This is a genomic window from Flavobacterium celericrescens (genome assembly GCF_011392075.1).
GTDB classification, from domain to species: domain Bacteria; phylum Bacteroidota; class Bacteroidia; order Flavobacteriales; family Flavobacteriaceae; genus Flavobacterium; species Flavobacterium celericrescens.
Genome location: NZ_JAAJBV010000001.1, coordinates 278092 through 293277, shown reverse-complemented (window position 1 = coordinate 293277; position 15186 = coordinate 278092). Strand labels below are relative to the sequence as shown.

Sequence of the window (15186 nt, the reverse complement as noted above, 5' to 3'; positions counted from 1 at the left end):
ATTATTTTCTTCTGATAATCGTTAAAATGGTTTCTTTTTCGTTTCGGTACACAAAGTAAGCAAAAAACAAGATAGCTGCAATTCCGAAGATATAAGTTTCTCTAAAAAGCGGAATATAAAAAGACAATCCAGATAACAATATAGACAATGTTAAATAACCAAAAATCTTCTTTTTGTCATAGGGAATTGGATATTTTTTTTGTCCCAGTTGGTAGGAAATTAACATCATGGAACCATAAGCAATAATTGTAGCAATCGCAGAACCCATGTAACCAAATTTTGGAATTAAGGCTAAATTTAAAACCAAAGTTAAAACTGCACCAACTATTGAAATGTAGGCTCCAATTTTTGTTTTATCGATTAACTTATACCACACGGATAGATTTGTATAAATTCCTAAAAAGAAATTTGCTAATACAATTAATGGCACCACATCCATCGCAGACCAGTAACTTTCTTTTGGAACTAAAATAAATTTTAAAATATCTGCAAAAACAATGACACCTAAACTGATGAACGAACCTAAAATGACAAAATATTTGGTAATGGTAGCATAAGTTTGTGGTGCATTCTCGTTTTTTGCGTGACTAAAGAAAAACGGTTCAATTCCTAATGTATAAGCCGTTCGAAATAAAACCATAAACATCCCAATTTTGTAACAAGCAGAATAGGCTCCAATTTTTGCCATATCAACATTCATCCAGTCCAACAAAATTTTATCAAAATGTTCGTTGATGGCAAAAGCAATTCCAGCTATTAGAATTGGTAAACCATATTTCATCATTTTTTTCCATAGCTCAAAATCAAAATTCCATTTAATTTTTATGTAGTCGGGCAACACCATTATTAGTGTAGCGAAACTAGCAATTAAATTAGCAACAAAAATATATCCGATTTGAAAATCAGCATCGTAGATAGTTTGAATTATTGTACTGTTTGTATTTGCCGCTAATTTTGGTAAAAAAGCCAAGAAAAAAATATTCAGCAACAAGTTGATTAATACATTTGAAATCTTAATTACTGCATATTTTATAGGACGACTTTCGGCTCTTATTTTTGAAAATGGAATAATCGCCAACGCATCTAAAGCTAAAATCCAAATGGTGAAAATGATGTATTTGACATTGATTTCTGACCAAAGTGATAAATTTTCTCTGAAGAGTAGAAATAAAATCAAAAAACCAATAGTTGACCAAAATAATGAAATAGTAGCCGTTGAAATTACTTTGTCTTTTTGTTCTTCAGTATTGTAAAATCTAAAGAAAGCTGTTTCCATTCCGTAAGATAAGACTACGTTGAAAAAAACGAGATAGGAAAAAATTACGGAAACTTCACCATATTCTCTATTAGGTAAATAGTCTGTATATAATCTAACCAAAAGAAAACTCAACATTCTAGGCAAAACAGTAGCTATGCCATAAATAAAGGTTTGTTTAAAAAGACTCTTACCTGAACTCAAATTATTTGTTTTTTAGAATAACAAATGTAATTAATTCTTTGGTTTTGCAGAAGGATAAAGCAACATTGGTTTTTCTTTCACGTTTTTGATTACTTGTTGAAATTCTTTCCCATTTTTTAGAAAAATCAATATTGCTTCGTTTTCGGCTAATTTGGTGTTGTTTTTTGGGCTTGAAGTTACAGTAGTTTTATCTCCATCAAATTTTTCTTGATTGGCTTCGGTTTTTATTCTTGCAATGAAATGTAATGTATCTTGTTTTTCAAAAGGCACTTCGTAACCTCTGAAAATTACTTTTTTTAACTCAATATCTTCGCTTAATTCGGTTTTTAAATCTACATAAAAATTAATACCACTTCCGCCACCACGAACACCAGCTACCCAACTTTCGTATGATGCCGACAAGTTGTTTTCTTGAACAATTGTTTGCGTAGCATTGCAAGATAGTAATGTAGCACTAATAAATAGTGTTAAAATATAATGAATCATGATAATTTCCGTTTTGATAAAGTTACTGAAATTATTTGAACAAAAAACAAGCCAAAAACGTAGTTTCGAATATTATTTTAATACTTTCGTAAGACTATTTTTATGATTATGACACGATTTTTATTTCCCCTTTTTTTATTTGCTAATGCTGTTTTTTCTCAGCAAAAAATTGATACCAAAAAAATCTCAACAACTGCTTCTAAGCACGGAATATCTATTCAAGATGATTATGTATGGTTAGAAAATACTTCTGATAAATCAGTTATTGACTGGGTAGATTTGCAAAATAGTGTTTGTGAGCAAAAGCTTGATGAATTGGTAAAAAATTATAACTTTTCTTTTAAAATTAAAGATTATGATTATTTATCTACTTATTCCATGCCTTCAAAAAACGGTAAATATTTTTATCTTTCCTATAGAGTTGATAAAAACAAACCTAGCGTTTTATACTATAAAGAAAACTTAAACGATCTTGGAAAGCCTTTAGTTGACCCGTATGATGTTTATAAGGATCCTAACGTGGTTTTATCCGGTTATTATCCATCTAAGAATTCTAAATATTTAGCTTTTAAAATTAGTCCAAATGGAAGTGATCGACAAGAAATTAAATTTAGAGATTTTGTAAACAAAAAATATTTGGATGATGTTTTAACAGATATTAAGTTTTCAAATGTTGCTTGGAATGCTGATAAAGGAATTTTTTATAAGAAAAACTCAAATAAAGAGTTCTTTGCAAAAGATTCTACATATCAGTTATTTTATCATAAAATTGGAGATATTCAGAGCAAAGATCAATTGGTTTTTGATGCTACACAGCATAAATCTAACATTAGTTTTTTTACTAAGAAAAATAAATTATTTGTCTTGGAAGAAAGTGAAGACGAAACAACTAGAAATTTTTATTATGCTGAATTAGACAAAGAAGAATTTCAGCTTGTTAATTTTATCAAAGATGATACTTCAAATTTTGATTTTTTGAATATAGCTAATGATAAATTTTATTTTTCTGATGAAAAGTATCCTTGGGGTAATGTTTGTTATTTTGACATTAATAATCGTGCAGAAAGTAAGGTTTTGATACCTCAGGTGTATTCTCACTTACTTATAGATGCAGTCTTTTTGGAAAATTATATTATTTGCAAGTATAAAAATTTAGGAAAATATTACATGTCTATTTATGATTATACAGGTAATTTTATAAGAAAATTTGAGGCGCCTCATAGCATGGATTTTCAAATTAAATTTTATGATGAAAAAACAAGCGAACTTTTTGTTACTTTTTATTCGTACACTATTTCTGCATTGAATTACAAATTAAATATTACAACTGGTGCGAATGATATTTATTTTAATGATTTTATTCAACCAAAACCAACACTATTTCCGTTTAATTATTTTGAGACAAAAACAATTACGTATAAAAGCAGAGACAATAAAGATATTCCGATAGTTATTATTCATAAAAAAGGAATAGAACTTAACGGAAACAATCCAACGTTGTTGCGTGCTTATGGAGGTTTTGGCAGTGTTAGTGGACCAAATTATGATACTGGACTGTTGAGCTTTTTAGAAAAAGGAGGAGTTTATGCTTTTGCGCAAGTTAGAGGAGGAGGAGAAAAAGGTAAAAATTGGCATAAAGAAGGGAAAGGGTTCAAGAAAATCAATTCTATTAATGATTTTGTTGATGCTGCAGAATTTTTAATTTCTGAAAAGTACACAAACCCAACTAAATTAGCTATTAATGGTGGTTCTCATGGTGGTTTAGTAGTTGGTGCGGCTATGACTCAACGTCCTGACTTATTTAAAGTTGTGGTTTCAGAAATGGGCAGATTAGACATGTCAACACTTGATAAATATACTTCAGGAATTCATCACTTTGATGAGTATGGCAATCCTAATATTAAGGAAGAGTTTCAATCTTTGATTTCATATTCTCCTTATCATACAATAAAAGAGGATGTTAATTACCCAACTTGTTTGATAATAACTTCAGAGAATGATGATAGAGTTCCACCTTTTCAGTCTTATAAATTTGTTGCAAGATTACAAAATAGATTAGCTCAAAAAAATCCTATTTATTTAAAAGTAAATAAAATAGCAGGGCATCATGGAAATATTTCAAATTATGAGAAGAAAGTAAAACAAGAAAGTGAGTTTTATAGTTTTATTTGGGAATATTTGAATAAGTAGTGTATTTAAAATTAAAAAGTCCTGAAATTTCAGGACTTTTTAATTGGTATAAATTTTATTAAAATTAATTATTTAAAGCTTCAGCTCCACCAACGATTTCTAAAATTTCGTTTGTAATAGCTGCTTGACGAGCTTTGTTATAAGTTAATTTTAATTGATCTCTTAATTCTGTAGCATTATCGGTAGCTTTGTGCATTGCTGTCATACGTGCTCCGTGTTCTGCTGCAAATGAATCTCTAATCGATTTGTATAACTGTGTTTTTAATGATTTTGGAATCAAGGTTAACACAATTTCTTCTTTAGAAGGTTCAAAAATATAATCTGATGCCACAACTTCGCCACCAACAATAGGAGCTAGAGGTAAAAATTGTTGTGTTCTTACAATTTGAGTAGCAGCATTTTTAAATTCGTTGTAAACAATTTCGATTTTATCGTAATCTCCAGCAACAAATTTATTCATTAATTCTTGTGCAATGTCAGAAGCATTTTCAAATGTTAATTGATCAAAAATGGTGTTTTGTACATCAATTACATTGTATGTTTTGCGTAAAACATCGTTTCCTTTTTTACCGATTGCAAAAATATCTACTTGTTTACCTTCATATGCTTCAGCAACAACTTTTACTTGTTTGATTACGTTTGTATTAAACGCACCACACAAACCTCTGTTTGAAGTAACAGCGACGATAAGCACTTTTTTTACTTCTCTTTGAGCTGTAAAAGCACCACCAACTTCTCCTTCAAGAGTTGCACTTAAGTTTTGTAATAGTTCAGTAAGTTTTTCTGCATAAGGGCGCATAGCAGTAATTGCATCTTGAGCCTTTTTTAATTTTGCAGCAGAAACCATTTTCATCGCCGATGTAATTTGCATCGTGGATGAAACAGAAGTAATCCTATTACGTATTTCCTTTAAGTTTGCCATGTTTTTATAGTAATTAGTAATTAGTGAATAGTAATTAGCTCTTCACTAATCACTATTCACTTTTCACTGAAAATTAATTATATTTTGCTGAAATTTCTTTTGCTACTTTTTCTAAAACGTCAGTGATGTTGTCATCAAATTTACCTGCTTTAAGAGCATTTAATGTATCTCTGTGTTTAGCGTTTAAGTATTCTAAGAAATCTTTTTCAAATTCTTTTACTTTTTCTACAGGTACATTTCTTAACAAGTTTTTAGAACCTGCATAAATGATTGCTACCTGATCTTCTACTGTAAAAGGAGAGTTTAAACCTTGTTTTAAGATTTCAACGTTTCTTTTTCCTTTTTCGATAACGTTTAAAGTTACTGCATCTAAGTCAGAACCAAATTTCGCGAATGCTTCTAATTCACGGAATTGAGCTTGGTCTAATTTTAATGTACCTGCAACTTTTTTCATAGATTTGATTTGCGCATTACCTCCAACACGAGATACCGAAATACCTACGTTGATTGCAGGACGAACTCCAGAGTTGAATAAATCACCATCTAAGAAAATTTGTCCGTCTGTAATCGAAATTACGTTTGTTGGGATATATGCAGAAACGTCACCTGCTTGCGTTTCGATAATTGGTAATGCTGTTAATGAACCACCACCTTTAACGATTCCTTTGATAGAATCTGGTAAGTCATTCATGTTTTTAGCGATTTCGTCGTTAGCGATAACTTTACAAGCTCTTTCTAATAAACGAGAGTGTAAGTAGAAAACGTCTCCAGGATATGCCTCACGTCCTGGTGGTCTTCTTAATAATAAAGATACCTCACGGTAAGCAACAGCTTGTTTAGATAAGTCATCATAAACAATTAAAGCTGGACGACCAGAATCTCTAAAATATTCTCCGATTGCAGCACCTGCCATAGGAGCATATACTTGCATAGGAGCTGGGTCAGAAGCGTTTGCAGCAACAATAACAGTATAAGCCATTGCACCTTTTTCTTCTAACATTTTTGCAATTCCTGCTACAGTTGAAGCTTTTTGTCCAATTGCAACATATATACAGAATACAGGTTGTCCTGCATCATAAAATTCTTTTTGATTTAAGATGGTATCAATACAAACTGTTGATTTACCAGTTTGACGGTCACCAATAACCAACTCACGTTGTCCACGACCAACTGGAATCATTGCATCAACTGCTTTTACTCCTGTTTGTAATGGTTCAGTTACTGGTTGACGAAAGATAACTCCTGGAGCTTTTCTTTCTAATGGCATTTCGTATAAATCACCACCGATTGGTCCTTTTCCATCAATTGGGTTTCCTAAAGTATCTACAACACGACCTACCATTTGTTCTCCTACTTTAAGAGACGCAATACGTTGTGTTCTTTTTACAGTTGAACCTTCTTTGATTCCTGTTGATGGCCCTAAAAGTACCACCCCAACATTGTCTTCTTCTAAGTTCAATACGATAGCTTCTAATCCGTTTTCGAATTGTACTAACTCTCCGTATTGAGCGTTTGATAATCCGTAAACACGAGCGATACCGTCTCCTACTTGAAGTACTGTTCCAACTTCTTCTAACGATGCACCAGATTCAAAACCTGATAATTGTTGTTTTAATATTGCTGATATTTCAGCAGGTTTAATTTCAGCCATTGTGATATATCTTTAATGGTATATTAATTACTAAACTCTCTTTTTAAATTTTGCAATCTGTTTGCTACAGACGCATTGTATTGTTTGTCACCCATTCTTAATATAAATCCACCAATGATAGCCGGATCTACAATATTTTGGATGGTAATATTTTTATTTGAAAACGTTGCAATTTTTGCTAATACTTTCGCTTCTAACTCAGGAGATATCGGAAATGCAGTTGTTACTAATGCAGTTTCTATCCCATTAAGTTCATCATGTAAAGCATTGTATTGTAAAGCAACATCTTGCAACAACTCAAATCTTTTATTTACTAAAAGTAATTGAAACAAGCTTTTTGTTTCTTTTTGAGCAGAAGCAAAAATTTCAGTTACTGAAGAAAATTTGATTTCTCCTTTAACTACTGGACTTAGCAAAAATTCTTTCAATTCAGCACTGTCTTTAATTGCATTTACAATTGAAGTCATGTCTGCATTTACAGCAGGTGTGTTATTGTTTTCTTTTGCAATATCCAAAATGGCTTTAGCGTATCGTATTGCTGCTCTAGTTCCTGCCATGATATTAGTTTAATTTTGCATCACCTAACATTTTCTCAACTAATTTAGTTTGAGCTTCTTTGTTAGATAATTCTTCTTTTAACAATTTCTCAGCAATTTCTAATGACAAAGAAGAAACTTGATTTTTCAATTCTGCCATAGCTGCATTTTTTTCACTTTCGATTGAAGCTTTCGCTTGATCAATCATTTTTTCACCTTGCGTTTGCGCTTCAGATTTAGCGTCGGCAATCATTTTTTCTTTGATTTCTCTTGCTTCTTTAAGCATTAAATCTCTTTCTGCTCTTGCTTCAGCTAATAATTTTTCATTGTCAGCTTTTAAATTTTGCATATCTTTCTTAGCATTTTCAGCTGCTAATAAAGCATTTTTAATTCCTTCTTCTCTATCATTAACTGCATCAAGAATAGGTTTCCACGCAAACTTTTTTAATAATAGAATCAATCCAACAAATATAAGTACTTGCCAAAAGAATAATCCAAATTCAAACTGATTTATTAATTTATCCATTATATATGATTTTAAACTTTTTTGTAATGATAAAACAATAGTTACAACCAACCGTTGCAACTATTGTTTTTAGTTTTTAATTAAGCAGCAAATAATGCAGCGAAACCAATACCTTCAATTAACGCAGCAGCAATAAGCATAGCTGTTTGGATTTTTCCTGAAGCTTCTGGTTGGCGAGCGATAGCGTCCATTGCTGAACCACCGATTTTACCAATACCTAAACCTGCTCCGATTACAATTAATCCTGCTCCTACAATAGTTGGAATTTGCATAATATATATATTAAAAATTAAACATTCTTATTAATGATGTGCTTCTTCATGGTGATGTTCTTCGTTTGCTGAACCAAAATATAGTGCAGATAACATTGTGAAGATATACGCTTGTAAAAAAGCAACTAATATTTCAAGAATTGAAAGAACAAATGATAGTCCAAATGACAATGTGCTTCCAATCCAGCTTTTAAAAATAAACATTAAACCAATAATACTCATTAACACAATGTGTCCTGCAAAAATATTTGCATATAAACGTATCATTAATGAAAAAGGTTTAATTATTACTCCTAATAATTCAATAGGAGCCAGAACTATTCGCATTAATTTTGGTACACCTGGCATCCAAAAAATATGCCCCCAATAGTTTTTATTAGCTGTAAAGTTTGTGATTAAAAACGTTAAGATAGCTAATGAAAAAGTAATGGTTAAGTTTCCAGTAACGTTAACTCCTAGTGGAGTCAATCCAAAGATGTTTAAGAATAAAATAAAGAAAAAGATAGTTAATAAATAACTCATGTATTTCTTATAATTTTTTTCACCAATGTTTGGAATAGCAATTTCATCACGAATATAAACTACTAATGGTTCAAATATTCTTCCAAATCCTGATGCAATTCCTCCATTTTTAGCATAAGATTTTGCAAGTCTTACAAAAATGAAGAACATTAAAAAAGCTGTAATTAAAATAAATAGAACACTTTTTGTAATTGAAAAATCTATTGGTCTAGCATTTGAAGGATGACCAGTTTTTTCATCTTCATGAATAGTTCCTTTCTCATCTGTTTTGTAGATTTTACCATCATGATGGTTAATTACATAGTAATTTCCATTAGATTCAGCTACACTTTCTCCATGGTGAAATTTTGATGAAGAAAACACATGTAATCCGTTATCCCATAAAATTACTGGAAGTGGAAAACCGACATGTTTACCTTCTTTGAAATCTGAGTATAATGTAAAATCGTGTGAATCTAAAACGTGGTGTTTAGTAAATGCTTTTACTTGAGATTTAATATCTGTTGGTTCAGCGTGTCCATGTCCTTCTTCGTGAGCAACTTCTTCTGTTTTTGGAGCAGCATGAGCTTCAACAACAGTAGAATCATTTGTAGAATTTGCAAAATTCACAATAGGCATTAAAGCCATTGTCATTGCAAGTATAAACTGGAGTGGTTTTTTTGAAATCACCATATCTTTTGTAAACTTAAACTATGAGGTTTATAAAATTTGGTGCAAAGGTACATTTTTTCTTTATATTCCAATTATATTGATGTTTTTTTTTGACTATTTTTTATTCAATATTTTTGCGACTATTATTGTTTCGATAAGAAGAAATATAATAAAAACGGCAAAAAAGTTGATTTTCTCTATCTTATTGTCTTGAAGATGAAGAACTGGACGCACTAAAAAAAACGCAATAACCATTTTTATACTAGTTGCAATCATGAATACCATACCTGTATTGTCAAAGTTTTTATCTGAAATTTTAGTGACAGTAATTAATACTACCAATGAAAGAATAAAAAAAACAAAATAGAGTGTAGGTATTGAATAATAAAAGCTAATTTCTTTTCCTTTAAATTGAGGTAGTTGAAAAAGTAATAAATGTATAATTGAAAGAGGTAAAGCGGCAAAGATTAGTTTTTTTAAAATTGCAATACTATTTGTCATTTTTATTCAATTGATTTACTTGTCTTATAACGTTATACAGCGCTAAAAACACACCTATTAATGTTACTATTTTTGTATAAGTGTTATCAGCGTTTCCATATTGTTCATCCAACCATTTACCAAAATAGGAAAAAACAAAAATCACAATTCCCATTTGGATAGGAATATTAATTAAGGCTAGCCATTTGTTAAATTGATTTTTGTTTTCTGGCATTATTTATTAAATTTCTTGGATGCTTCAAAGGCTACGCATTTCGCAACTAGCTTCAAATTTTGCACCTGGTTCAACAGCTAATTTTCCAACAATAACTTCTCCAGTTATGTGGGCTTTAGATTTGATATTTAGCATGCCTTCCGCTTGTAATTTACCTGAAAATTTTCCTTCAATGTCGATACTTTTACAAATAATATCTCCTTGAACTTCACCTGTTGGACCAATTACAATTTTTCCTCCAGAGGTAAAGTTTCCAGTTAATTTTCCGTCAAGTCTAAAATCAGCTTTTGTAGAAATATCTCCAGTTATCGAAGTTCCTTCAACAATTCTATTGGTTTTTCCCAATAAATGATCTTGGTTTTTAACTTTGTCAAACATTTTTGAGGCGTTTTTTTGAGGTTATTATTTATTCAACTGTAGCCATTCTTCAAATTTTTTCTTCATTTGAACAATTTTATAATCTTCGGTTGAAATGATGTAGGCTTGATCTTTAATTTTATAATTTTTATGCTCTTTTAAAACAGACAATACTGAATTAGCCGATTCTTTTGAACTGAATCCATGAATTACTATAAAATTATCCGTCACAGTGTAAATATCATTTGAAGATTTTAGCAATACTGCGTTTGCATCTTTAAGATATTTTTCAATTTTATCTGTCAAATTTTTAACCTCTTTATCCAAAGGGAATTTCTTTGGGAAAAGTATTTTCCATTCTGTAGCTTCTTCTTTACTAAAGGTTAAAGCTTCTAATTTAGGTATATCGGTTTTAAGTAAATTTTCAGCTTGTTTTCCTTCTTCGATATTTGGATAAGTTAGTGCTACAAAGTTTAATGCTTTTTTGTATTCTTCTAAACCTTGTAATCTTCCAATTACTTTTGCTTTAAGTAATTCAAATTTTGATACAGCTTCTTCTCCAGTAAATCGATTGATTTGTGCGTCAACTTCTGCAAGTACTTCTCTAATTTGGTTGTTTTCAAATTTTTTGTACAAAGCATTGTAAACAATTTCTGGATTTGCTTCATCTGTAATTTCAACACTTGGATTTTTTACAATTTCTGCATATCTGCTAGTTGGGTATTCTGATAAAATTTGTTGTTTCATTAGCTCGGCTTTTGCTGGAGCTATTATTTGATAAATTTTAAACAAATTGTATTTTGCAGGAAGAATTAATCGCTCTTCTGGATTGTTCTTTAATAATTGCTCTAAACGAGCAGCTGCCAATTCATTTTCTCTGAATTTTTCCTTATAAATAATGCCTAATTGGTAATATGCAAAGTTTCTGTCTTTTGCCAAACTGTCTAATAATTTTGTGTCAGTAGGTATTTGTTTTAGGTAAAAATCCGAATTATATTTTGGATTAACAGCTAATGCAGTAGAATCAGTTTCTTTTTCATCTGATAAATCTTCTTCATCTGCATTATTTGAATCCAGATTTGTATCGGAAGACCATCTCCAATTATCTTTTAAAACACGTTTTCCCCATTTACCACTAAATTCTTTTTTACCATATTCAACCGTTACGGGGTTGTAGAAATAAAAACTGTTGTTATCTATACTTCCCATGTCTCCCATTCCTGGCGGTAATGTTGATGGTCCGCCATCTTTAGGCATTGTTGGAAGATTGTCTTTTCCTTGTTTTAATGGATCACCAGTATTTTTATTGTTGGCTGCTAAAATATTAGCTTCTTTCTCTGCTTTTTCTGCAGCTAGTTTAGCCTTTTTTTCGTCTGATGCTTTTAGTTTTATGATGTAATCGTCATAATATTTTTTTCTATCTAAATCATTCATTGCTACTACAGTCAAAATGCTATCGTTTTGCTGCGCAATGGTTTCATATTTTATTACATCGTCTAGATTGACTCTTTTCTTTTTAATTTTTCTGTATTCTCTTGTTCTTTCGTCTAAGCGAAGTAATGTACTGTCATAATATTTTCCAGCAATTTTATATTGAGCTTCTCTAAAATGGATTTCACCAATATTTCTATAATTTGAAGAAACTAAATATTTGTCTTGAGAGGTAGATTTGATAGATTTATTATAATATTTTTCTGCAACTCTATTTTTTTCTTGTTTGTCATAAAAAAGTCCAATTTGATGATTCAAAACATCTAAATATGGGCGATTTTCTCTGTCTTCTAATAGTTTTGTGAATTTTTCTACAAAAGCTAAAGTATCACCTTTTTTGTAATCAAATTGTTGTGCTTGTTTAGCATGGGCTTGAATAATATATCTGCGTGGAGATTTTCTATTCATTTGGATTACATCATCAAAAGCTAAATAAGCACTGTCTTGATAATTCATGCTTTCATACAATTGTCCTAAAATAAAAGAATATCTTGCTTTTTCTTCGTTGTTTTCCGTTGTTTCTTTAGCAATTTTTATTGTAGCAATTGCGCTATCTTTGGCTTGAATATTAAGATAGGCTTGTGTTAACATTGCATTTGCATCGGCTAAATCTTGACCCGATATTTTTTTATCTTCTAAAAGTTTTTTAAGATTTTTTATAGCAACTTCATCGTTGTCTAAACGAATGTTTACTTTCTCACGCCATACTTTCGCATGATAAATTTTATCACTTAGTGGGTATTTGTACAAAATGTAATTTAATGCCTCTAAAGAAGGAATAAAACGATTATCATAGTAACGTGCTTTTGCTAACAACAAATAAGCTTCGTCCATTTGCGGGTTTTTTTCTGTACCGGCAATGTTCATGGAATGCTTTTGAATGGCTTTAACTGCTTTTTCTTCTGCACGTTCAAAGTTTGGGTTTTTTGTTTGGCCAGGTAATAAAGCTTCTTCATTGCTTGGCATTCTTTCAACAGGAAGAATTTCCCAAAAATTATCTTGATAGGTTGTTTTTAAGTCCGCTAAACCTTTGTCTAGCGCTAGATTTCCGTTATACAAAACATTATATTCTGTAGTAACTGCGTGGAAATTACGGTTAATAAATTTATCCTTTTTAACAGAACAAGCTATTAAAAAAAGTATAAAACTAATCGATAAAGAGTATTTTATTATGTTGCTTTTCAAGGTAAAAACGTTTTTGTTCTTAAACTACTAAAACTTGTTTTTAGTATGTACAGAATGGTAAAAATACGTTTCTTTTTTTGAAGTGAAAAAAAATAAGCAAATTTTTGTTAATCAAATACGTTTTTCAAGTCTTTAATTACCTTGAAAGCAATGTCAATTTGTTCGTCACTCACAATAATTGTAAACTCATTAGTAGTTGAAATTACTTCATGAATTATGATTCCTTCCCAAGCTAAACGCTGAAAAATATAATAATAAACACCTGGAGTTGAAATGTTTTCTTGAGGTAACTTTACTGTAATAGATGAAAGGTTTTCTATTTTATGTGTTAATTTTTCACCTTTGAATAAGGCATCAATTATAGGACTAATTGAAGCACTGGTTACAATATTGGTTTCATTTACACCACGAGAAGATGTATAAAAGATATCTTGTAATTTGTTAATTTCTGATAATAATTTCGCTTGGTTTTCCAATAATGTATTTGAAATCACAAAGGTATAATCTGTTAGAGATGAGCGAACGGTGATTTCGCCAATATTTTTTAAGACTTTTGAAATTTTATAATTGATTTTAAAATCTAATTCTTCAGAAAGTCGTTTTAACGACATTACAACGGCGCCTTGTTTTACATCTTTTCCTAAATGAGCTTCTAATTCTGGCATCATTATTCTAGCCAAAGAAGTTAGGTTGATGATTCCTTGCGAAAGCGAACTCAATAAAAAGGGTTTAGATTTTATGTATTGTTCTACTACTGATGAGATAGTTTTCATTCTAAATTGTTGTATTTGTAGTTATTTGGTACAAATATATAAATTTAAAAACAAATTGTTATAAATATAACATTAAAAATAATAAAAAGCTTCTTCAATGTGTTCTATAACAAATTCTGAATTTTCTTTATGAATTGCCACAATATCAAATCGAACTTCGGCATCAATGTCGTTTTGGGTAACGTATTCATTTATAGCTTTTACTAATAATTGAATTTTTTTAGGTTTTACAAATTCCTGTGGTAATCCAAAATCGATGCTCGAACGCGTTTTTACTTCAACAACAGCTAATATTCCATTTTTTTGAGCAATAATATCAATTTCAGCTTTATCAAAAAACCAATTCGTTTCTAAGATTTCGTAACCGTTTTTTTCTAAGAAATCAACTGCTAATTCTTCTCCAAACTTCCCTAAATCGTTATGTTCTGCCATTATTAATGTTTAGTTATTTGAAAGACAAAATCACTTCTTTGTCGTTTACTTCAAAATCAACTTGTTTTCCTAGAATCAATGTTCGGTTGTCTTTTTGATGTCCTGCTGGAAATTCAAAAGCAATAGGAATGTTGTATTCTTTGGCAATTGCAGTAATAATTTGCACTTCGTTTTGCCCGAACGGAATTTCGTTATCGTGCATGTCAGCCATACTTCCTACAATAATTCCTTTTACATTTTCAAAATAACCGTTGCGTTTTAAATTGTACATCATTCTGTCGATGTGATACAAATACTCATCCAAATCTTCAATAAATAGAATTTTTCCTTTCGTATCAATCGATGATTTCGAACCTAATAAACTATATAAAATCGAAATATTTCCACCAACCAATTCACCCGAAGCTTTTCCTTTTACATCATATGCTTTTGATGGAATTGCATAGGAAATAACTTCTCCAAAAAGCGCTTTTCGCAGCGTTTCTTTTACTTCTTCAGGTGCTTTTGGAACCGTAAACGGCATAATCGAATGCAATGTCGCTACTCGTTCCACATTCAATTGACTGTGTAAAACAGTAACATCAGAAAAACCCATAATCCATTTTGGATGCTTTTTGAATTTGGTAAAATCTAACGAATCAATAATTCTAACCGTTCCATAACCACCACGAGCACACCAAATGGCTTTGATGTTATCGTCATCCATCATTTCTTGAAAATCGGCAATTCTTTCGTCATCGGTTCCGCCTAATTGGCAACTATCTAAACCAATGGTTCTGCCTAATTTAGCTTTTAATCCCCAAGATTCTAATAATTCAATAGCGGGTTTTGCATCTTCTGGAAAAAATTTACGAGCCGTACAAACAATAGCAACTGTGTCGCCTTTTTTAAGATAAGGTGGAATTTTCATTTTCTTTTGCGAATGAGAAAAGTTTGAAATTAAAATAAGTATCAAAATAAATCTATACATCGTCAGATTTTATTAACTCAAAAGTAAACAAAATCCAATTAAAATTCG

At 30.7% G+C, this 15186-nt stretch carries 16 protein-coding genes; 1 reads left to right on the top strand and 15 read right to left on the bottom strand.

Annotation, left to right across the window (positions count from 1 at the left end):
• Position 1: 1 nt before the first annotated feature.
• Positions 2-1459: a lipopolysaccharide biosynthesis protein gene (locus tag G4L40_RS01330; RefSeq protein WP_166235254.1), complete on the bottom strand. Its 1458-nt coding sequence runs from the start codon at positions 1457-1459 to the stop codon at positions 2-4.
• A gap of 30 nt (positions 1460-1489) precedes the next feature.
• Positions 1490-1945 (bottom strand): hypothetical protein, encoded by a 456-nt coding sequence (locus tag G4L40_RS01325; protein WP_166235253.1) that lies wholly within the window; start codon positions 1943-1945, stop codon positions 1490-1492.
• A gap of 108 nt (positions 1946-2053) precedes the next feature.
• On the opposite strand from G4L40_RS01325, the gene G4L40_RS01320 reads away from it, so the two are divergent.
• Positions 2054-4135 carry a prolyl oligopeptidase family serine peptidase gene (locus G4L40_RS01320; RefSeq protein ID WP_166235251.1) on the top strand — a complete coding sequence of 694 codons (2082 nt, stop codon included), beginning with the start codon at positions 2054-2056 and terminating at the stop codon, positions 4133-4135.
• A 64-nt stretch (positions 4136-4199) separates the two neighbouring features.
• On the opposite strand, the gene atpG is transcribed toward G4L40_RS01320, so the two are convergent.
• From atpG to G4L40_RS01255, 13 genes are all read right to left on the bottom strand, one after another.
• Complete coding sequence (atpG, locus tag G4L40_RS01315; protein WP_166235249.1) at positions 4200-5057, bottom strand: ATP synthase F1 subunit gamma; 858 nt, start codon at positions 5055-5057, stop codon at positions 4200-4202.
• 73 nt (positions 5058-5130) lie between these two features.
• Positions 5131-6708: a F0F1 ATP synthase subunit alpha gene (gene atpA, locus G4L40_RS01310; protein ID WP_166235247.1), complete on the bottom strand. Its 1578-nt coding sequence runs from the start codon at positions 6706-6708 to the stop codon at positions 5131-5133.
• Positions 6709-6731: 23 nt separating this feature from the next.
• Positions 6732-7265: an ATP synthase F1 subunit delta gene (gene atpH / locus G4L40_RS01305; protein WP_166235245.1), complete on the bottom strand. Its 534-nt coding sequence runs from the start codon at positions 7263-7265 to the stop codon at positions 6732-6734.
• 4 nt (positions 7266-7269) lie between these two features.
• The gene (locus G4L40_RS01300; RefSeq protein ID WP_166235244.1) at positions 7270-7770 is read right to left on the bottom strand and encodes a F0F1 ATP synthase subunit B; all 501 of its coding nucleotides are present in this window, start codon (positions 7768-7770) and stop codon (positions 7270-7272) included.
• Between the two features lie 80 nt (positions 7771-7850).
• Complete coding sequence (gene atpE, locus G4L40_RS01295; RefSeq protein WP_008255642.1) at positions 7851-8042, bottom strand: ATP synthase F0 subunit C; 192 nt, start codon at positions 8040-8042, stop codon at positions 7851-7853.
• 30 nt (positions 8043-8072) lie between these two features.
• A complete protein-coding gene (atpB, locus tag G4L40_RS01290) occupies positions 8073-9236 on the bottom strand; it encodes a F0F1 ATP synthase subunit A (protein WP_166235242.1) in 1164 nt (387 codons plus the stop codon).
• A gap of 93 nt (positions 9237-9329) precedes the next feature.
• Entirely contained in the window at positions 9330-9716 is a 387-nt protein-coding gene (locus G4L40_RS01285; RefSeq protein ID WP_166235240.1) for a hypothetical protein, read from the bottom strand.
• Complete coding sequence (locus G4L40_RS01280) at positions 9706-9930, bottom strand: AtpZ/AtpI family protein (RefSeq protein WP_166235238.1); 225 nt, start codon at positions 9928-9930, stop codon at positions 9706-9708. The genes G4L40_RS01285 and G4L40_RS01280 overlap by 11 nt, the downstream gene beginning before the upstream one ends.
• Positions 9931-9954: 24 nt before the next feature.
• Complete coding sequence (locus G4L40_RS01275; RefSeq protein WP_166235236.1) at positions 9955-10308, bottom strand: bactofilin family protein; 354 nt, start codon at positions 10306-10308, stop codon at positions 9955-9957.
• Between the two features lie 24 nt (positions 10309-10332).
• Complete coding sequence (gene porW, locus G4L40_RS01270) at positions 10333-12963, bottom strand: type IX secretion system periplasmic lipoprotein PorW/SprE (RefSeq protein WP_166235234.1); 2631 nt, start codon at positions 12961-12963, stop codon at positions 10333-10335.
• Between the two features lie 107 nt (positions 12964-13070).
• Complete coding sequence (locus G4L40_RS01265; protein ID WP_166235232.1) at positions 13071-13736, bottom strand: aspartate kinase; 666 nt, start codon at positions 13734-13736, stop codon at positions 13071-13073.
• Between the two features lie 72 nt (positions 13737-13808).
• Positions 13809-14168, bottom strand: coding sequence for a YraN family protein (locus G4L40_RS01260; RefSeq protein WP_166235230.1), 360 nt, complete (start codon positions 14166-14168; stop codon positions 13809-13811).
• A gap of 13 nt (positions 14169-14181) precedes the next feature.
• On the bottom strand, positions 14182-15078 hold the full coding sequence (locus tag G4L40_RS01255; RefSeq protein WP_235922558.1) for a S66 peptidase family protein: 897 nt from the start codon (positions 15076-15078) through the stop codon (positions 14182-14184).
• Positions 15079-15186 lie beyond the last annotated feature (108 nt).

What these genes read in the sequence shown, in the direction of transcription:
- G4L40_RS01325 (WP_166235253.1), bottom strand. Translation starts at nt 1,945, where the DNA reads ATGATTCATTATATTTTAACACTATTTATTAGTGCTACATTACTATCT.
- G4L40_RS01320 (WP_166235251.1), top strand. Translation starts at nt 2,054, where the DNA reads ATGACACGATTTTTATTTCCCCTTTTTTTATTTGCTAATGCTGTTTTT.
- atpG (WP_166235249.1), bottom strand. Translation starts at nt 5,057, where the DNA reads ATGGCAAACTTAAAGGAAATACGTAATAGGATTACTTCTGTTTCATCC.
- atpA (WP_166235247.1), bottom strand. Translation starts at nt 6,708, where the DNA reads ATGGCTGAAATTAAACCTGCTGAAATATCAGCAATATTAAAACAACAA.
- atpH (WP_166235245.1), bottom strand. Translation starts at nt 7,265, where the DNA reads ATGGCAGGAACTAGAGCAGCAATACGATACGCTAAAGCCATTTTGGAT.
- G4L40_RS01300 (WP_166235244.1), bottom strand. Translation starts at nt 7,770, where the DNA reads ATGGATAAATTAATAAATCAGTTTGAATTTGGATTATTCTTTTGGCAA.
- atpE (WP_008255642.1), bottom strand. Translation starts at nt 8,042, where the DNA reads ATGCAAATTCCAACTATTGTAGGAGCAGGATTAATTGTAATCGGAGCA.
- atpB (WP_166235242.1), bottom strand. Translation starts at nt 9,236, where the DNA reads ATGGTGATTTCAAAAAAACCACTCCAGTTTATACTTGCAATGACAATG.
- G4L40_RS01285 (WP_166235240.1), bottom strand. Translation starts at nt 9,716, where the DNA reads ATGACAAATAGTATTGCAATTTTAAAAAAACTAATCTTTGCCGCTTTA.
- G4L40_RS01280 (WP_166235238.1), bottom strand. Translation starts at nt 9,930, where the DNA reads ATGCCAGAAAACAAAAATCAATTTAACAAATGGCTAGCCTTAATTAAT.
- G4L40_RS01275 (WP_166235236.1), bottom strand. Translation starts at nt 10,308, where the DNA reads ATGTTTGACAAAGTTAAAAACCAAGATCATTTATTGGGAAAAACCAAT.
- G4L40_RS01265 (WP_166235232.1), bottom strand. Translation starts at nt 13,736, where the DNA reads ATGAAAACTATCTCATCAGTAGTAGAACAATACATAAAATCTAAACCC.
- G4L40_RS01260 (WP_166235230.1), bottom strand. Translation starts at nt 14,168, where the DNA reads ATGGCAGAACATAACGATTTAGGGAAGTTTGGAGAAGAATTAGCAGTT.
- G4L40_RS01255 (WP_235922558.1), bottom strand. Translation starts at nt 15,078, where the DNA reads ATGAAAATTCCACCTTATCTTAAAAAAGGCGACACAGTTGCTATTGTT.